Below are 14,394 nucleotides of genomic sequence, written 5' to 3'. Positions count from 1 at the left end.
TCACCAGTCCCCGTGGGCACTGCGGTCAAAAATTTGCTGGGGTGGGCTGCCGGTTAGGACAGCGAATCGGCGTTCAGCGCCTCGCGCAGCTTGAAGTGCTGCAGCTTGCCGCTGGGATTGTGCGGCAGCTCGTCCACGAAGTGGATTTCACGCGGGTACTTGTAGGGGGCGATGGTTGCCTTCACGAAGTCCTGCAGTTCCTTAGCCTTGGCCTCGGACTGCTCGGCCCCGTCGACCAGCACCACGAACGCGCACACGATGGATCCGCGGTTCGGGTCCGGGCGGGCGATGACCGCGGTCTCCAGCACCTCGTCGTGCTGGTTCAACGCGTTCTCCACTTCCGGAGCCCCGATGTTGTAGCCGGAGGAGACGATCATGTTGTCGCTGCGGGCCTGGTAGATGAAGTAGCCCTCCTCATCCTTCATGAACACGTCCCCGGTGACGTTCCAGCCGCCGCTGATGTAGTTCAGCTGGCGTTCGTCGTCCAGATAGCGGCACCCGGTCGGGCCGATGACCGCGAGTCGGCCGATCTCGTTCGGGCCCAGCTCCTTGCCATGCTCATCCAGGATGGTGGCGCGGAAACCGGGGATCGCGGTGCCGGTGCGGCCGGGACGGATGTCCTTGCCGGCGGCCGAGATGAACACGTGCAGCATCTCGGTGGAGCCGATGCCGTTGACCAGTTCCAGTCCGGTGGCCTCGTTCACCTGGTGCCAGGTTTCAGCCGGCAGGTGCTCGCCGGCCGAGACGCCGACGCGCAGCGAGCGCAGCAGGTCGGCCTTGCCGTTCTTGAGGATCGCCCGGTAGGCGGTGGGCGCGGTGAACAGCACCGTCGCCCCGGCCTGGTGCGAGAGCTCTGCCAGTTCCACCGGGGTGGCCCGCTCGGTCAGCAGCGAGCTGGCCCCGAAACGCAGCGGGAAGACAACCAGGCCGCCGAGCCCGAAGGTGAAGGCCAGCGGGGGAGACCCGGCGAACACGTCGTCCTTGGTGGGCTTGAGGATATGGCGCGCGAAGGTGTCCGCGTTGGCCAGGATGTCGCGGTGGAAGTGCATGGTGATCTTCGGCGTTCCGGTGGTGCCGGAAGTCGGGCCCAGCAGCGCCACGTCGTCGGCGGCGGTGTCCACGTTGGTGAACTGCCCCGACTTCGCCGCGGCCAGCTGCACCAGGTCGGATTCCCCGTCGCCGCCGAACGCCACCACCGGGTAGGCGTCGTCGGCGGCGAGCACCATGTCCTCGACGAAGCGGTGGTCGCACAGGGCCACGGAAGGCTTGGTCAGCTCCGCGATGGTTGTGATCTCCTGGGCGCGCAGCGCCGCCATGGTGGTCACCGCGACGGCGCCGGCCTTGAGCACACCCAGCCAGCAGGCGACCAGCCAAGCGTTGTTCGGTCCGCGCAGCATGACCCGGTTGCCCGGGACGATGCCGAAGTCCTCCACCAGCACCTGCGCCACCTGGTTGGAGCGGGCCAGCAGCTGGCCGTAGCTGAGGGTGGTTCCGTCGGGCGCCAGCAGGGCCGGACGGTCCGCGCCGAAGGCGGCGACGGCGTCGTCGATCAGCACGGTGGCCGCGTTCATCCGGTCCGGGTACTGCAGTTCCGGCAGGGTGAATTCCATCGTCGGCCACTGTTCCAGCGGCGGCAGATGGTCGCGGGTGAACGTGTCAACGTGGGACGAGGGTGATAGAGGCATGTCGTATCTCCAGTGGTCGTTTCGCCGTATACGGTGTGGTGAAGGATTTCGGGCGGTGCACTAGCCGCGTGGGCCGCGGATCATGCCCTCTTGGGCAACGGTGGCCAGCAGCTTGCCGTCCCGGGTGTAGAACCGGCCCAGGGCCAGTCCGCGGTTGTTCTGGCTGGAGACTGCCTCCTGGACGTAGAGTACCCAGTCGTCCACCCGGCCCTCGCGGTGGAACCACATGGAGTGGTCCAGGCTGGCAGTGGTCAGGCCCTCGGTGCGCCATGGCAGGTTCAGGCTGCGCAGGATCGGTTCCAGGATGGTGTAGTCGCAGACGTAGGTCAGCGCCGCCCGCTGGATCACCTTGTCGTCCGGCAGCGGGGAGAAGGCCTTAACCCAGACCGCCTGGTGCGGCTCGGTAGACCCTTCCACGCTCAGGTACACCGGCGATGGCACATGGCGCATTTCGAAGCTGCGCCCGGTGGACCAGTACTCGGCATCCGCGCCTTCGGCGCCTTCCAGCGCCTGGGCGGCGCTGTCCAGCGACTCCGGATCCAGGTCGAAGGAGCCTTCCGGAGCATCCTTGGACAGGTCCGGGCCCTGCTCGGGCACGTGGAAGGAACCCAGGGCGGAGAAGACCGGCTTGCCGTTCTGGAATCCACGCACCTGGCGGGTGGAGTATCCGCGGCCGTCGCGCAGGTGCTCCACCTCGTAGCGCACCGGCTCGTGCATGTCGACGGGGCGCAGGAAGTAGGAGTGCATTGAATGCAGCTCGCGGTCATCGCCCACCGAACGCATCATGGCCATGGCCCCCTGGGCCACCATGTCGCCGCCGTAGGCCTTGGGCCACGGAGCGTACTGCGGGGTGGCGTTGAACGCCTGGTCGAAAACCTCCGGCGCGGTCTCCGTCAGATCGATGGCCTTCAGGAAGATCTGGGAGTCGAGGGTCTGGGCGCTCATGCTCGGCGGTATCCTTCCAGCGATGCGTCGTCGACGTCTTCGAGGTTCACCACGATGTTTTCCGGGGTGCGGGCGGTGAGCCAGACGAGCTCCTCGGTGACCGACATGTTGGCTTCGACGTGAGGCATGAACGGCGGAACGAAGACCCAGTCGCCTGCGGTCATGTCCAGGTACTGCTCGTAGTTCTCGCCGAAGTAGATGCGGCCGTGGCCGCGCAGCACGTAGCCGCCGGTTTCGGCTTCGCCGTGGTGGTGCGGCAGCGAGCGGTAGCCCGGGGTATTGGAGACCTGGCCGAACCAGATCTTGGTGGCTGGGGTGTGCTGGATGCTGACGCCCGAGACGCGTACGCAGTCGCCGGACTGCGCGGTGTTGGTGTCTTCCTGACCGGCACGGGTGACTACGGGGACCACAAAACCGTCGGCGCCGGCGTACATCGAGTTGTCGCCTTCGGTGCGGTAGACCATTGGTGTTTCAGTCATGGTTTTTCTCCTTTGGAAGTGTGAACTGGAGTTCTGGTTGAGGTGAAGTTTGCTTGCGGATCAAGCGTCGGCCGGGATCCGCAGGGTGAACTTGTTGGACAGTTCGCCGATGCCGGGAACCTCCGTGGACAGCACGTCGCCCGATTGCAGGAAGCGCGGAGGGGTCATGCCCATGCCCACGCCTCCCGGGGTTCCGGTGAGCACCACGTCGCCGGCCCGGAGCGTGGTGAAGCTGGAAATGTAGGACAGCAGGGCGGCCGCCGAGAAGACCAGGGTCCGGGTATTTCCGCGCTGGACCTCTTCGCCGTTGACCTTGCAGATGACCTCGACGCCGGCGACCGGGTCGATCTCGTCAGGGGTCACCAGGTACGGGCCCAGCGGGGTGGTGCCGTCGAAGGCCTTGCCTTGGAACCACTGGAGGGTGCGGCGCTGCCAGTCGCGCATCGAGACGTCGTTGGCCACCGTGTATCCGGCGATCGCCGCGAGCGCTTCGTCTTCGCTGGCATGGCGCAGGGTGGAGCCGACAACCACTGCCAGTTCGGCTTCCCAGTCGACGGACTCGGAATTTTCGCTGGTGATCTCGGCATTCGGATCGGTCAGGGTATCGGCGAACTTGGCGAAAAGCGTCGGGTATTCGGGCAGTTCGCGGCCCATTTCCAGGATGTGCTCGGAGTAGTTCAGCCCGCAGCAGATGACCTTGTTCGGGGCGGGGACGGGGTTCAGGATGGTTGCATCGGCGGTGGCGATGAATTCGGCGGATCCGGAGGCAAGAGCTTTCCGGGCCAAGTCCTGCCACTGCTCGTTGTCGAGGAGCTCACTGAGATTCTGGGCATTCAGCGGAGCAAAGCCGCCGTCTACCGCCACGGCTGCCATGCGCTGTGTTTTGTACTGAATCGAAGCGAGTTTCATGGTGTGCTTTCTCCCGGAGAACTATGTGTCGACTTTTTTACCGCCGTCACGTATGCTCAATGTAGCACGCATCACAATTTGTGCGCTAGACCTAATTTTTGGATATCGCATCGAATCTCTGAAAGGGATCACCATGGCCGAAACCGCAGTCTTCGAAAACCTCACTGTCAACCCGGAATCCCTGCCCAAGCCATCCGGCTATGCGCATGGAATGCGTGCTGGAGACACCGTTTACCTCGGCGGCCAGACCGCCCTGGACAAAAACATGCAGATCGTTCCCGGCGGCATCGTGGAACAGTTCAAGCAGGCTTTCGGCAACGTCTTGACCACCCTTGAGGAAGCCGGCGGCAAGCCGGAGGACCTGGTGACCGTGACCATCTACCTCACCGACGTCGACGACTACATGGCCAACGGCCGTGAGATCGGCAAGCTGTGGCGCGAGATGGCGGGCAGCAAGTACCCGGCCATGGCCGGCATCGGCGTCACCCGCCTGTGGCAGAAGGAAGCGCTTATCGAGATCCAGGGCGTCGCCGTGATCCAGAGCCGCTAGGGATTTACCGGGCAGCAAAACGACAATAAGCCGCAGGCCAGTTCGCATGAACTGGCCTGCGGCTTATTGTTGGCCGGGCAGGCAGGCAGAAGCCTCGGAGCTAGATGCGGGCGTCGCTTTCCTGGGCGCTGATGGCGCGTTCCGCGTGCCGGGACGCCCTGAACCCGATGATTTCGTGGAGTTGCTGGAACAGGTCGGAGGCCGCGATGGCGTTCCACCCTTCTGGCAGGAGCTCGGCAGGGAGGCCCGGGTCGGAATACGGCAGCCGCCGCCACTGGGTAATCAACACGAGGTAGTCGGCAAACGCCTCGGCGTCGAGGTCCTCCGACTCTTGCGCGGTTGGAATTCCCGTCCATTTCTCCAGCAGCGGCCGATTGGTTTCCAGGAACTCGGAATAGAGGGAATCCAGCGATTCGAGGTCCCACCAAATGCCCATGTTCTTGGCCAGGTCATGGCTGCCCACATGCTCCGCCAGGAAGAACTCGAAGTAATCCGCCATCCCGTGTCGGTCGAAGTAGGACAGGGCCTCGTCCTTGAGGTGCTCCGGGGCAATCCACAGCCCGGGTGCGACGGCGCCGAATCCCATGCGGACCAGGGTCGAGCGGATCTTGTGCCGGATGCTGCGCTGCGATTCGGGCACCGTGAACGTGGCCAGCAGCCAGCGGCTGTCGGCGGTCGCCCGGCGGGGAGTGAAGATGCGTTCATCGCCTTCCGCGAACGCGGACAAGGCCGAGGGCGACAGCGCGTAACCTTTCCGGTTGTTGACCTTGACGCTGTCGATGACGCCGCGCTTCTTGAGCCGCGAGATCGAAGAACGCACGCCGGCCGACTCGACGCCGAGGTCGTTCATCAGCGAAATGATCGTGGACACCTGCAGCTCGCCCCCGTGCGCCCTGGCGTAGAGGCCGAAGAGGGAAATGATCAGCTGATGGTGGCGCGGCGTCGAATTTTCGCTGCCACCTGATGGTTGCTCGGTCCGTGGCGTCATGCGCTCACTGTATCGAATCCCAGGTCGATTAGACCAAGCGGCAGTTTGGACGCCGACCGTGTCGATCCCGTCCGGCCCGATCCCGGCGGGTTGGCAATGGCCAAGAACAAAGGGCAAGGGCAGCGTCCGGGTATCGCCCCGCGGCGCTGCCCCTGCCCTCGGTGCGGTTGCCGCTAGGCCAGGTTCTTTTCGAAGAACTCGCGCAGCTGCACGCTCTTGGCCTTGGCGATGTCGTCCCATTCATCGATCGACGCCGAGTCGTCCGCGTAGTCCGACGGGATCTTGAAGATCTGCAGCGGCACGTTGAAGCGCTGGCAGATGCTGGCGTACGCGTAGCCTTCCATGTCTACCAAGGAGGCGCCCAAGCCGGAGATGTGCACGCGCTGCTGGTCGTCGGAGACGAAGACGTCGCCGGTGGCCATGGTGGCCTGGAAGCCGGGGAGCAGGATTTCGCCGGTTGGCTCGACGTCTGCCGAAGGCAGCGGGAAGTCGTGCTGGATCAGCTTGGTCACCTGGTAGATGGTGTCGAGGCTCGGGCGGTCCTCGCCTGCATGGCCGACCACGCCGGCGGTGCCCAGCACGACGACGCGTTCGATATTGCCTCCGGCCAGTTCGCCGGCCAGTGCCACGGCCGCATTGACCTTGCCCACACCGGAAATCAGGTGCTCGACATCGGCGAATGCCACGGCCTCGTCGCTATGCGCGAATACGAGCAAGGTCTTCTTGTCCGACATGAAGTTCCCTTCTAGGAAGTAAGTTCACGGTCCGCTGCTGCGCCCCGAAGTCTCACAAAATTCTATCGGTTACGCCTCATTAACCATCATCGCGTCGAGGCCAAGTGAGCGGATAGACTTTTGGCATGAGTGATATTGAACTTGCAGAAGTTGAGAGCTTCGCGCTGGACCACACCAAGGTCAAGGCGCCCTACGTGCGCAAGATCGGCGTCGAGCGCGGCCCCAAGGGCGACGCCATTTCCAACTACGATATCCGCTTCGTCCAGCCGAACCACGGCGAGATCCCGACCGCCGGGCTGCACACCATCGAGCACACCCTGGCCGGGCTGATCCGCACCCGCTTCGAGGGCCTGATCGACTTTTCGCCGTTCGGCTGCCGCACCGGATTCCACCTGATCGCCTGGGGCGAGCCGACCCCCGAGCAGGTGGCCGCGGCCATCAAGACCTCGCTGGAGGACCTGGTCCAGAAGGTGACCTGGGATGACGTGCCGGGCACCGAGGCGGTCAGCTGCGGCAATTACCGCGACCACAGCCTGCACTCGGCCAAGGAATGGGCCAAGGTGATCCTGGAGCAGGGCATCAGCCTGGACGCCTTCGACCGTTCCCGCATCGCCTAGCCGCAGCACCCTGCGGCAGAGGATCCCGGCCCCGCCCGTGTGCGTGGCCGGGATTTTTCGCGCTCCGGGCACGGCCGGCGCGTGCTTGAAGCAACCCAGCCAATACCTATGTTGCATGGGTAGCATGGCAGGTATGCGAAAAGTTCTGTCCTCGGCCGCTGTACTGTCGATCATCACGCTGGCGGCGGCCGGCTGTACGAACTTCGACGCCGCGGCGACCTCCCCGGTCAGCGACACCTGCAGCGCGGCCATCCAAACGCAGAACGAGGCATGGTCCAATCCCGAGTCCTCGAACGAGCAGCTGCAGGAAGCCGAGCTGCGCGGACTGCAGGAGTGCAAGAACATCGACGAGTGGAGCACCGCGGTGTCCTACAACCCCGGGTCCATGGGCTACGACGTGCTGAGCACCGAAGAAGCCGCCAACCTGGTCTACATGGCCTGTGAAAGCGGGGACGCGGAGAACCTGACCCCGGTCTGCGCGGACGCCGCAGGCCGCGGCTACCTGAACTAAGCCCCCGGGCGGAGCGGAATTCCGCACCCCAGGCGGCACGCGGGACTGGCATGCTTCGCCACGCGGCGCCCCGAGACCCAGTTTTTCGGTAGTCTTGCATGAAACGCCAAGCCACCGAGCAAAAACTCCTGGGAAGTCCGCCCCGTGCTACTGACAATCACCCTAGAATCCGCCCCCGGGTCGGGGATCGACGCCACCGCCCTGTCGCATCTGCTGCGCAAGCATCCAGGCAAGGTACAGTCCTTCGACCTGGCGGTGGGCCAAGCCCACGTGTTCTATCCCGAATATTCCAAGCAACGCGCCACCGCGGCCCTGCTCTTGGAAGTCGACCCCGTGGGGCTGGTGCGCAGCAAGCGCTTCCGCGGCGACGCCGGGGCCCTGGACTACTACGTCAACGACCGCCCGTACGCCGCGTCGAGCCTGATGTCAGTGGCCCTGGGCAAGGTGCTGCGCAGCGCCATGACCGGGACCAGCGAAAGCTACCCGGAGCTGGCCGCCGCGCCGCTGCCGCTGCGCTTCGAGCTGCCCGTGCTCTCCACCCGCGGGCACGCGGGCCGGGACCTGGCCAAGCGGCTGTTCGCGCCGCTGGGCTGGAACGTCGAGCAGACGCCCATCGCCCTGGACGAGCAGCATCCGCACTGGGGCGATTCGCAGTACAGCGCGCTGGCGCTCAGCGGAGAGGTCCGCTTGGACCTTGCGCTGCGCCAGCTCTACGTCCTGCTGCCGGTGCTGGATGACTCGAAGCACTACTGGGTCAACGACGACGAAGCGGAAAAGCTTGCCCGGCAGGGCGAAGGCTGGCTGGAGGACCACCCCGACCGGGAGCTGATCGCCCGCCGCTATCTGGCCCACCAGAAGGACCTGGTGGCGCTGGCCGAGGCGCGGATGGATCCGCCAGCCGTCCCGGAAGCCACGGCAGACCCGGGCATTTCGGAGCAGGCGGGCGGCGAAGCAGCCGTCCCGCTGCGGGTGCAGCGTGCCATGGATGTCATCGCCGCGCTCAAGGAACACGGAGCCCACCGGGTGGTGGACCTGGGCTGCGGGCCCGGTGCGCTGCTGCGCCGGCTGCAGGCGGACCCGTTTTTCACCCGCATCGTCGGCGCCGATGTCTCCGCGCGATCCCTCGAACAGGCTGCCGCCGCGCTGCGCCTGGAGGAGCGCACGGACGAGCAGCAAGAACGCATCAGCCTGCTGCACAGCTCCGCGGTCTACCGCGACGACCGGCTGGCCGGCTACGACGCGCTGGTGCTCATGGAGGTCATCGAGCATGTGGACGCCTCGCGGCTGCCGGCACTGCAGGACGCGGTGTTCGCCGGCGCCGCCCCTCGCATGGTCGTGATGACCACTCCGAACGTCGAATACAACAGCAAGTACCCGGACCTGGAACATGGCTCCCTGCGCCACGACGACCACCGTTTCGAATGGACGCGCGCGGAATTCCAGACCTGGGCCGGGGCCGCCGCCACGGACTACGGCTACGCCGTGGAGTTCCGCGGCATCGGGCCGGTGGACGGCTCCGCGGGCACGCCCACCCAGATGGCGATCTTCCGAAAGGACGCGGCATGAACGAATTCTCCATTCCCGAGTCAGGGCTGGTGGTGCTCATCGGCGTCTCCGGATCCGGCAAGTCGACTTTCGCCGCCAAGCACTTCGGCCGCTTCGAGACGCTGTCCAGCGACTACTTCCGCGGCCTGGTCGGCAATGACGAGACCGACCAGTCCGTCACCGCCGCGGCTTTCGACGCGCTGCACTACGTGGCAGGCAAGCGGCTGGAAGCCGGCCTGCTGACCGTGGTGGATGCCACCAGCGTCCAGCCCGCCGCCCGGCAGAGCTTGATCGAGCTGGCGCGCAGCCACGACGTGCTGGCCACGGCCATCGTGCTGGACGTCCCAGTCGAGGTGTGCCTTGAACGCAACGAGACCCGCGGCGAGCACCGGGTGCCCAAGTCGGCGATCGACCGCCAGCACCAGCAGCTGCGCCGGTCGCTCAAGATGCTGCGCCGCGAGGGCTTCGCCCGGGTCCACGTGCTCTCGTCCTTGGCGGAGATCGAGGACGCGGTCATCACCCGGCACAAGCTGCTCAACGACTTCAGGGACCAGCACGGCCCGTTCGACGTCATCGGGGACGTGCACGGCTGCCTGGACGAGCTGGTGCTGCTGCTGGAGAAGCTGGGCTACGAACTGGTCCGCGACCGGCAGGGGCGCGCCGTCGACGCCGTCCACCCGCAGCGGCGGGCAGTCTTCGTGGGCGACCTGGTGGACCGCGGCCCTGATTCGCCCGGCGTGCTGCGCCTGGTGATGGGCATGGCCGCCGCCGGGCACGCGCTGGCGGTGCCAGGCAACCACGAGGACAAGCTGGTGCGCGCCCTGCGCGGGGCCAAGGTCACTCTGGGCCACGGCCTGGACAAGACCCTGGAACAGCTGGAGGCCGAAGGCCCGGAATTCACGCGCGAGGTGCAGGACTTCGCCCGTTCCCTGGTCTCCCACCTGGTGTTGGATGAGGGCAAGCTGGTGGTGGCGCACGCGGGGCTGATCGAGAAGTACCATGGGCGGGCCTCCAAGCGGGTGCGGGCCTTCGCCCTCTACGGACAGGTCAGCGGCGAGAAGGACGAGTACGGCCTGCCGGTGCGCTATCCCTGGGCCCGGGACTACCGCGGTGCGGCCGCCGTCCTCTACGGGCATACCCCGGTCACCGAGGTCGCCTGGATCAACAACACCGCCTGCTTGGACACCGGATGCGCCTTCGGCGGGCAGCTCAGCGCGCTGCGCTACCCGGAACGGGACGTCGTGGCCGTGGACGCGCTGGCGCAGTACGCCGAACCGCTGCGGCCGCTGGAATCCCCGCACGGGCCGCAGCGCGAACCGGGCGTGCTGTCCATGGCGGACGTCACCGGCCCGCTGCACCTAAAGGCCGGCGAGCGCGGCACCGTGAAGCTCAGCGCCGCGCAGGCCGCCGGCGCCCTGGAAACCATGAGCCGCTTCGCTACCGACCCGCGCTGGCTGCGCTATCTGCCGCCGACCATGTCCCCGGCGGAGTCCTCGGCGCGTCCGGGGTATCTGGAGCACCCGGACGAGGCCTTCGCCTACTTCCGCAAGCACGGGATCACCGAGGTCGTCTGCGAAGAGAAGCACATGGGCTCGCGCGCGGTGCTGCTGCTGGCCCGCAATCCCGGGCGCTTCGACGCGCCCGAGGGCTGGCTCGGCGCCCTGCATACGCGCACCGGGCGCGATTTCCTGGCTCCGGAGGTGGAACGCGCCCTGCTGCAACGGGCGCATGAGGCCGTGGAAGCGGCGGGCTTGTGGGAGGAGCTGGGCTCGGACTGGGTCATCCTGGACGGCGAGCTGCTGCCCTGGTCGCTGAAGGCGGAATCACTGATCAAGGACAACTACGCTTCGGTCGGCGCCGCCGCGGTGGCAGCCACCTCGGCAGCCGTCGACCTGCTGGAGAAGGCTGCTGGGACCGGGCTGGAATTGACCGCGCTGCTTGAACGCACCCGTGAACGCAGCGGGAATGCGCTGGCGTTCCGCGAGTCCTACCGGCGGTACGTGGGAAACAAGGACGAGATCCGCTTCGCCGCATTCCAGGTGCTGGCCTCCGAGGGCAAGACCCATGAAAGCCGCGACCATGGATGGCACCTGGGAATTGCGCAGAAGCTGGCGGTGCAGGCGCCGGACCTGTTCAAGGACACCGCCTGGATGCGGGTGTCACTGGACTCCGGGGAATCGACGGACCAAGCGGTGCGCTGGTGGGAGGAGCTGACCATGACGGGCGGCGAAGGCATGGTGGTCAAGCCGTGGCAGAACCTCACCCGCGGTCCCAAGGGCTGGGTGCAGCCGGGCATCAAGGTGCGCGGGCGGGAATACCTGCGCATTATCTACGGCGCCGACTACCTTCAGGAAGAAAACCTGCGGCGCTTGAAGCAGCGGGCCACCGACCGGAAGCGTTCGCGGGCCATGCAGGAGTACCTGCTGGGACTGGAAGCGCTGCGGCTGACCGCGGTGGGGGAGCCGCTGTGGAAGGTTCACCAGATGGTGTTCGGTGTGCTCGCGCTGGAATCCGAGCCGCTGGACCCGAGGCTTTAGGCCGCCGGCCGCGGGTCCCTAACCCGCGGCCACGAACCCGCCACGCCAAATTGAGTAGTTTTGATACATAATAAATGATCAAAAACATCGTGGACAGTACATTGTTCTGCGTCACATAATGAACACCAGACCAACTGATGTCATGCGACGAGTACTGAGGAGCAAGCGATGGCGCGCCAGAAAAGTGAATGGGACCTCGAATACGATGTGGTGGTTCTGGGGACTGGGGCCGGCGGCCTTGCCGCCACGCTGACCGCCGCGGCGCATGGCGCCAAGGTGCTGACGCTGGAAAAGACCGAGTACCTCGGCGGCACGACCGCCTACTCCGCCGGCACCTGCTGGGTGCCGGACAACAAGTTCCAGCGCGAGCAGGGAATCCTGGACGACTACGAGAAAGCCGTGCGCTACCTGGACCTGGTGGTGGGGGACAAGGCGCCGCGCGAGGCCCGGCTAGGATACCTCGACGCCGCGCCCAAGATGCTTGATGAACTCGAAGAACTGGGTGTGCGCTTCCTGCATTCGCCGGCCGTTGTTGACTACCACTCCGAGCTTCCCGAAACAGGGAAGACCGGCCGCGCTCTGGAACCCGAGCCCTTCGATGGACGCAAGCTCTCGGCCACCGAATTCCGCCGCATCCGCCGCCCTGTCCCCGAATTCGCGCTGATGGGCGGCACCCTGATGCTGCGCCGCCCGGACGTTGCCGCGCTGCTGAAGCTGTTCACCGGCAGCGCCGCCGAGCGCGCGAAGGCCGTGGGCCTGGCCGGCAAGCTGGGGCTGCAGTGGGCGCGCGACCGGGTCACCCGCCCGCGCGGTACCCGGCTGGTGATGGGCAATGGCTTGGTTGCCTCCATCTACCACCAGTCGCTCCAGCGCGGAGTGGACTTCCGCTTCAGCGCCCACACCACGGAGCTGATCCGCGGCAGCGAACGCATCGAGGGGCTCGTGGTGGTCCACGAGGGCAAAACCCTGAAGATCCGCGCCCGCCGGGGCGTGGTGCTGGCCGGCGGCGGCTTCTCGCAGAGCCCGGCGCTGCGCGAGCAGTACATGCCCAAGCCCACCCCGCAGTTCTCCCGCGCCGGCGAAGGAGCCACCGGCGACACCTTGGCGCTGGCCGCCGGGGTCGGTGCGGCGCTGGGGCAGGACAACGGCGAAAACGCGCTGTGGTTCCCCAGCTCCATCGGGCGCCGCGCCGACGGTTCCCAGGTCGTGTTCCCGCATATCTGGGACCGCGCCAAGCCCGGTGTGATCGCGGTGGGCAGTGACGGCAAGCGTTTCGTCGACGAGTCCTGCTCCTACCACCGCTTCGTGCGCGCGATGTACGCCACCGACGGCCGTGCCATCCCGGCTTGGCTGATCGTCGACTCGCGCACGCTGGCCAAGTACGGGCTGGGCATGATCACCATGCCGCACCTGCCGCGGGCCGCGCTGCAACGCTACGTGAAGGATGGCTACCTCTACGAATCCGAGACGCTGGCCGGCCTGGCCGCGCAGATCGGGGTGGACCCCGCGGGCCTCGAAGCCACCGTGCGGCGCTACAACGGCTTCGCCGAAACCGGCAAGGACGAGGACTTCGGGAAGGGCGACCTGCTCTTCGGCCAAGTGGCCGGAGACCCCGAGCATGGGCCCAACCCGAACGTCGGGCCGGTGGCCCGTGCGCCGTTCTACGCCATGGCTTTGGTGCCTACCCCGTTGGCCACCGCCTTCGGGGTGCTCACCAACCCGCAGGCCCAGGCGCTGGACGAGCGTGGCGAGGCCATCGCTGGCCTGTACGCGGTGGGAAACGACGCCGCCTCCGTGATGGGCTCGGAATACCCGGGAGCCGGCGTGCAGGTCGGCTCCGGCCTGGCCTTCGGTTGGGCCGCAGCCCGTCACGCCACCGGGAGCCTGCCGCGCCCCGGTACGCTGGAGGAGTTGACGACCGACTAGGGAAAAGCGGGTAGGCATGGAAATCAGGTGGCTTGAGGCATTCATCGCGGTGGCGGAGGAGCTGCACTTCGGCAATGCGGCCTTGCGGTTGCGCATGGCGCAGTCGCCGCTGAGCCAGACCATCCGCAAGCTGGAGCGCTCGCTGGGCACCGAGCTGTTCGTGCGCAGCACCCGCTCGGTGGAGCTGACCGCCGCCGGCCATGCGCTGCTGCCGCACGCGCGGCAGGTTATGGAGGAGCTGACCATCGCCGCCCAGGCCGTGAAGGTGCCGCAGGGGAAGGTCTACGGAAAACTCTCGCTGGGCTTCACCGGCGTGCTCAACCAGCTGGCCCTGCCGCCCATGACCCGCGCGCTGCGCAGCACCCACCCCGACATCGAGCTGACGCTGGTGGGCCGCGTGATGACCCATGACGCGGTGCACCAGCTGGAGGCGGGCTCCCTGGACCTGGCGTTCGTCGGCCTGCCGGTGGATTCCGCACGCATCAACTCGCGCCTGCTGGCCCAGGAAGCCTTCGGCATGGTGCTGCCGCAGGAGCACCCGCTGGCCGACCGGGAGGGTGTCGAGCTCGCCGCCTTCGCCGACGACTCATTCATCACCCCGCCGATCTCCGCGGGGTCCGCGCTCTACCAGTCGACCATTTACGCCTGCACCGACGCTGGGTTCTATCCGACGGTGTCGCAGGAAATCACCGACCCCTACATGACCATGATGCTCGTGGCGGCAGGGGTCGGTGTCGCGTTCATGCCCGAGGGCATCGCCCATGTGGTGCCTCCGGGCGCCGTCTTCGTCCCGCTGCACGGCAAGCAGTACTACATGAACCACGGCCTGGCCTGGTCGGTGCGCCCCGGCTCGCTGGCCCGCGACGCATTCCTCGAATTGAGCGAAGAAGTGCTTCCGTCGCCCACGAGAATTATGTAGTTAATACACATAGCTAATGTGCAATTAGGTCGTGGACATAATAAGTTAG

At 66.5% G+C, this 14,394-nt stretch carries 13 protein-coding genes; 7 read left to right on the top strand and 6 right to left on the bottom strand.

The window, feature by feature from the left end:
• Positions 1-53: 53 nt before the first annotated feature.
• From C1H84_RS04020 to C1H84_RS04005, 4 genes are read right to left on the bottom strand one after another with little or no spacing between them, the layout of a single operon-like run.
• A complete protein-coding gene (locus C1H84_RS04020) occupies positions 54-1,685 on the bottom strand; it encodes an AMP-binding protein (protein WP_113606617.1) in 1,632 nt (543 codons plus the stop codon).
• Positions 1,686-1,745: 60 nt separating this feature from the next.
• Positions 1,746-2,630 (bottom strand): acyl-CoA thioesterase, encoded by an 885-nt coding sequence (locus C1H84_RS04015; RefSeq protein WP_113606616.1) that lies wholly within the window; start codon positions 2,628-2,630, stop codon positions 1,746-1,748.
• Complete coding sequence (locus tag C1H84_RS04010; protein ID WP_053797681.1) at positions 2,627-3,109, bottom strand: cupin domain-containing protein; 483 nt, start codon at positions 3,107-3,109, stop codon at positions 2,627-2,629. The genes C1H84_RS04015 and C1H84_RS04010 overlap by 4 nt, the downstream gene beginning before the upstream one ends.
• Before the next feature lie 60 nt (positions 3,110-3,169).
• On the bottom strand, positions 3,170-4,018 hold the full coding sequence (locus tag C1H84_RS04005) for a fumarylacetoacetate hydrolase family protein (protein WP_113606615.1): 849 nt from the start codon (positions 4,016-4,018) through the stop codon (positions 3,170-3,172).
• A 133-nt stretch (positions 4,019-4,151) separates the two neighbouring features.
• Here C1H84_RS04005 and C1H84_RS04000 point away from each other — a divergent pair, with 133 nt between their 5' ends.
• Entirely contained in the window at positions 4,152-4,568 is a 417-nt protein-coding gene (locus C1H84_RS04000; protein ID WP_053797683.1) for a RidA family protein, read from the top strand.
• Between the two features lie 100 nt (positions 4,569-4,668).
• Here C1H84_RS04000 and C1H84_RS03995 read toward each other — a convergent pair whose 3' ends face one another.
• On the bottom strand, positions 4,669-5,556 hold the full coding sequence (locus tag C1H84_RS03995) for a PaaX family transcriptional regulator (RefSeq protein ID WP_113606614.1): 888 nt from the start codon (positions 5,554-5,556) through the stop codon (positions 4,669-4,671).
• Between the two features lie 173 nt (positions 5,557-5,729).
• On the bottom strand, positions 5,730-6,290 hold the full coding sequence (locus C1H84_RS03990; protein ID WP_113606613.1) for a phosphorylase family protein: 561 nt from the start codon (positions 6,288-6,290) through the stop codon (positions 5,730-5,732).
• A 125-nt stretch (positions 6,291-6,415) separates the two neighbouring features.
• Between C1H84_RS03990 and C1H84_RS03985 the strand changes: the two genes are divergently transcribed.
• From C1H84_RS03985 to C1H84_RS03960, 6 genes are all read left to right on the top strand, one after another.
• A complete protein-coding gene (locus tag C1H84_RS03985; RefSeq protein ID WP_113606612.1) occupies positions 6,416-6,907 on the top strand; it encodes an S-ribosylhomocysteine lyase in 492 nt (163 codons plus the stop codon).
• A 133-nt stretch (positions 6,908-7,040) separates the two neighbouring features.
• Positions 7,041-7,418: a hypothetical protein gene (locus C1H84_RS03980; RefSeq protein ID WP_047121122.1), complete on the top strand. Its 378-nt coding sequence runs from the start codon at positions 7,041-7,043 to the stop codon at positions 7,416-7,418.
• Positions 7,419-7,568: 150 nt separating this feature from the next.
• Entirely contained in the window at positions 7,569-8,984 is a 1,416-nt protein-coding gene (locus tag C1H84_RS03975) for a 3' terminal RNA ribose 2'-O-methyltransferase Hen1 (RefSeq protein ID WP_425323560.1), read from the top strand.
• Complete coding sequence (locus C1H84_RS03970; protein ID WP_113606610.1) at positions 8,981-11,500, top strand: polynucleotide kinase-phosphatase; 2,520 nt, start codon at positions 8,981-8,983, stop codon at positions 11,498-11,500. The genes C1H84_RS03975 and C1H84_RS03970 overlap by 4 nt, the downstream gene beginning before the upstream one ends.
• Positions 11,501-11,668: 168 nt before the next feature.
• Positions 11,669-13,426, top strand: a complete 1,758-nt coding sequence (locus C1H84_RS03965) for an FAD-binding protein (RefSeq protein WP_113606609.1) — start codon at positions 11,669-11,671, stop codon at positions 13,424-13,426.
• A 16-nt stretch (positions 13,427-13,442) separates the two neighbouring features.
• A complete protein-coding gene (locus C1H84_RS03960; RefSeq protein ID WP_113606608.1) occupies positions 13,443-14,345 on the top strand; it encodes a LysR family transcriptional regulator in 903 nt (300 codons plus the stop codon).
• Positions 14,346-14,394: the final 49 nt, after the last annotated feature.

The organism is Glutamicibacter soli, from assembly GCF_003309065.1.
Taxonomy (GTDB): domain Bacteria; phylum Actinomycetota; class Actinomycetes; order Actinomycetales; family Micrococcaceae; genus Glutamicibacter; species Glutamicibacter soli.
Note: the sequence above shows the minus strand (reverse complement) of the source record. Positions and strands in the feature narration are given on the sequence as shown.